At 44.8% G+C, this 3950-nt stretch carries 4 protein-coding genes; 1 reads left to right on the top strand and 3 read right to left on the bottom strand.

What is annotated here, in order from left to right; all coding sequences use genetic code 11:
* Positions 1 to 272: 272 nt before the first annotated feature.
* Complete coding sequence (locus ACLFWI_RS28000) at positions 273 to 2678, top strand: DUF3160 domain-containing protein (protein WP_446415657.1); 2406 nt, start codon at positions 273 to 275, stop codon at positions 2676 to 2678.
* Positions 2679 to 2789: 111 nt separating this feature from the next.
* Here ACLFWI_RS28000 and ACLFWI_RS27995 read toward each other — a convergent pair whose 3' ends face one another.
* The 3 genes from ACLFWI_RS27995 to ACLFWI_RS27985 form a co-directional block, all read right to left on the bottom strand.
* Positions 2790 to 3137 carry a DUF5615 family PIN-like protein gene (locus ACLFWI_RS27995; RefSeq protein ID WP_446407006.1) on the bottom strand — a complete coding sequence of 116 codons (348 nt, stop codon included), beginning with the start codon at positions 3135 to 3137 and terminating at the stop codon, positions 2790 to 2792.
* A complete protein-coding gene (locus tag ACLFWI_RS27990; protein WP_446407007.1) occupies positions 3134 to 3451 on the bottom strand; it encodes a DUF433 domain-containing protein in 318 nt (105 codons plus the stop codon). Before ACLFWI_RS27990 ends, ACLFWI_RS27995 begins: the two co-directional genes overlap by 4 nt.
* 275 nt (positions 3452 to 3726) lie before the next feature.
* A partial coding sequence (locus ACLFWI_RS27985; RefSeq protein ID WP_446415656.1) for a hypothetical protein occupies positions 3727 to 3950 on the bottom strand: 224 nt, incomplete at its 5' end.

Raw genomic sequence — 3950 nt, 5'->3', positions numbered from 1 at the left:
TTATAGCACTAAAGTGCTAACTACGAACCTGAATATCGCTCAGCTATGCGTTTATAGCACTAAAGTGCTAACTACGAACCTGAATATCGCTCAGCTATGCGTTTATGGCACTAAAGTGCCTACTACGAACTGTGTTATACTGGCTTTGAGTATTGAGTTTATTTATTTATAATATTTGTTGGATCAATATTTGAAACAAAAAGCGCTCAAAACTTAAATTAAGTTAACTGAAAATTGCCTTTGGCAAGCACTTCAAGAAAAGGAGTCAAGCGGTGAAGCGCGTGAATCAAGCGTGGAGCAGGGCTTGTCGGATTATAGCCGCAACCTGTCCCATGTTATCGTTAATGGTTATTACCCCGAATGTAGCGTGGTCGAGCATGGTACAACTCGATACCAGTCCCCAGGATACAACCATTACTACTATTGCCCAGAATACATATCCTAGTGGGAGTTTGGACTATACCCGGCAATTTAACCAAGAACTTCAACAAATTGGACAGATATCCCCTCAAGTCTTTCAGCAGCGATATGCCAGTCAAGCTGACTATTTGCCTCAAATTAGTTGGGATGTGACGACGGCGAAGTTTTGGGATGACTTTAATTTATCACCAGAGGATATTTCTCGGCGGTATTGGGATCAGACGATGCCAATTCAACCTCGCGATGATTTTCGCCTGAATGGGGAAGAACTGGCGATTTTTAAACGCAATGGCTTTGTTGTCAGTGAACGGATGAGCGCTCCTAGCTTTGCTGCTGTATTTTATAACATTTATAGTCGAGATTTGCCTGTTTTTGTCTCTAGTGATGCGTTACTTCATGCATGGCATCGGTCTTATGATGCTATGTTAGAGGAATTAGAAGCCGAGTATTTGGCGCGATCGCTCTCTGAAATCTTAGCGGGTATGGCGCAGAGGCTGCCTCAAGTACGACAGGAGTATGGGAATGGTGTATTAGAGGAGAGTATCCTTGATGCCGATTATTTTATCGCCGTTGCCCGATCGCTACTTTCCGGGAATCGAGTCAGAACCTATTTTAATCAGAATAGTCGCGTCGCTGAAACCCTTGATGCCATTGAATCTGGGCAGCTTCAAGAGTTTAACTTATTTGGACGCGATCGCCGCGTTGATTTTTCCCAGTTTAAACCCCGTGGGCATTATGAAAAATCAGAGGCGCTGAAAAAGTATTTTCGGGCAATGATCTGGTGTGGCAGAATTGATCTGCGGATTGCCGGGAATCCAGACGAATCTTCGCCACGGGAACTCGGTATCGCGATTATCCTCAACCATCTCCTCAACCAATCCGGGAAATTCTCCCAATGGCAACAGTTTGACCAAATGTTGCAAACCTTTGTCGGTCAAACTGATTCGATGACATTTGCCGAATTGAATGATTTCTTGGCAGAAAATGCGATTACATCCCCCACAGATATTAAAACATTATCCACCCTGGAACAACTGCAAACTGATATTTTAGCCACGCCATTAGGGTGGCAAAGTATTCGGGGAGATTCCTATCAATCACCCTCAGATTCCCAGCAAATCCAACTTCCCCGCAGCTTTACCCTTCTCGGTCAAAAATTCGTCTTAGATAGCTGGGTGTTGAGTAAAGTGGTTTACGATGACATTCTCTGGGATGGAGAGAAAGTACCACGTCGTATTCCCAGTAGTTTAGATGTGGCGTTTGCCGCGTTAGGAAATAATCAAATTGTCCCCGAATTAGTGGATCGGATGACGAATAGAGAGGGGCGTCAATTTCGAGATGGACTCAATTATCAACATCACTTAGCTGCTGTCAAAACCGTTGTGGATCAGCAAAATCCCGCCATCTGGGAACAAAATATTTACCTGAATTGGTTAGCCACATTACGGGAACTTTCGACACCAACCACCGAGGCAAAATACCCGGAAGCAATGCGGACAAAAGCCTGGGCAATGAAAACCTTAAATACCCAATTAGCCTCTTGGACTCAGTTACGCCACGACACGATTTTATATGCCAAACAATCCTACACTGGTGGAACTCGTTGCTTTTACCCCGCCGGATTTGTTGAACCCAGACCAGAATTTTGGGAACGGTTTGAGAGGATGGTACAGTTAGCCGCCAAACAGATTAATCAAACCAGTTTTCCCGGTTCATCTCGCCAGATTCAGGAACGACAAGTCGAATTCTTAGAGAACTTTGCCGAAAAATTAGCCATCCTGAAAGACATTGCCACCAAGGAATTGGCACAGCAGGAACTTAGCCAAGCTGAGACTCAATTCCTTAGAGATATTGTGGAAATCGATGGCGGTTCAGGGGGTCCTTACTACAGGGGTTGGTATCCGTCTTTGTTCTACGAAGAACCGAAGGATTCTAATAGTTGGGATGCGATTGTTGCCGATGTGCATACGGATGTTCCCGATCCCGTTTTTGGTGATCCGGGGGCGGTACTGCACCAAGGTGTGGGGAATGTGGATTTGCTGATGATTGCGGTAGATAATGGTGAAGACAAAATGGTGTATGCCGGACCTGTTTTAAGCCATTATGAATTTGAAATGCCGGGAGTTGTTCGCAAATCGGATAGTGAATGGCAGAATGATATTAAGGAGGGAAATGTTCCCCCACGTCCCCAGTGGACGGAAGGGTATCTGGTGCCGGGGACAGCGGAAATACAACCTCATTTTTATAGGGATAATTAGGACTTGCTGCACAACCCGTCAACCCTTATCTATCAAGGGTTAGAGGAGGTTTAAAGCTGACTATAAGTGCAAAGTGCCATCATTTAATTCCCGCCTAACCCACGATGTCGGTTATAAAGGCAAATATTGAACACGATTGGCAAATTCTTCAAGATGACCCACTTTAGCAATAATTTCTAAGTCACGGATACAATCACCAATAGAAATGGATAACTGGGACGTATAAATAACGCCAGAGAAGTTAATGCCTGCTGCTTGACGACGTTGAGCTTCAACTAAAAAATCCTGATCTTGTGAAAATATGACACGTCTAAGTTCAGTCGCACGGTCAAGTAAAATGGGATCAGGTGTATTGGCTCGTTCGTCTTCTTGCACAGTCAGCACATCTATCCCTCGCAACCGTAAACCCAGTGTAATTGAACGCCGGATATGTTCATCCATATACAGGGCGACAGTCATGGTAATAGCCCTTGCGATCGCAGTCGGGCAACAAAAGGAGATTCCCCAGCTTCTTGGCGTGATTGTGCGGCATAGTCCTCACGACGTTTGATATCAGCATCAAGTTCTGATTTATGATCCCAGTAATACGCTAATGCCGAATGAATTTGGCTCATGGACAAATAGGGATGATTTAAGTGAATCTCTTCAGGACTCCAACCATAAGCAATTTGAGCCGTGACGATTTCAATGACTTTCATTGTGGTTCCAGCGATGAAGGGAACATTGCGTTCATTAAGTTCCACATATTTATATTCCGTGGTTGTTACTGGCATGGTTGATAGTGAAAGAATTGGGAATTATATACGAGTTTAACCCCTGTAGGGGCGACCAGCCTGCATTTTTTACTCAAGTTAGGCGGGTTTCCCTTTCCTCAATGTGGTGGGTTACGGCGGATAGTTCATTTAACGGTTAAGTGCCATCATTTAATTCCCGCCTAACCCACCCTACAAATACTACGGGGTACGGAAAGGACATCAGTTAGTCCAACAGGGAACAGGGAACAGTAAAGAATATCCACGCCCTGTCTTCACGCCCTGTCTTAGTACAGCTATATTGACATCGGGTATCCCGGCAGAACATCGAATGTAGGGGCGGGTTGAGGAGTAAAATTAACCCAGAAATCAATAACATTTCTACAAAACCCGCCCTTACCCATCCTGTAACTCCCCGACATCTTTGGCATGCGATCGCGGTGGAAAATCGGGTGGGTGTTGTTGTCAGTTTTGAGGTGAATCAAATTTAGGTTGGGATTAGGGCGGGTTTTGTTGTTTG

This window comes from Coleofasciculus sp., from assembly GCF_046539235.1.
Lineage (GTDB): Bacteria > Cyanobacteriota > Cyanobacteriia > Cyanobacteriales > Coleofasciculaceae > Coleofasciculus.
Note: the sequence above shows the minus strand (reverse complement) of the source record. Positions and strands in the feature narration are given on the sequence as shown.

What these genes read in the sequence shown, in the direction of transcription:
- ACLFWI_RS27995 (WP_446407006.1), bottom strand. Translation starts at nt 3,137, where the DNA reads ATGACTGTCGCCCTGTATATGGATGAACATATCCGGCGTTCAATTACA.
- ACLFWI_RS27990 (WP_446407007.1), bottom strand. Translation starts at nt 3,451, where the DNA reads ATGCCAGTAACAACCACGGAATATAAATATGTGGAACTTAATGAACGC.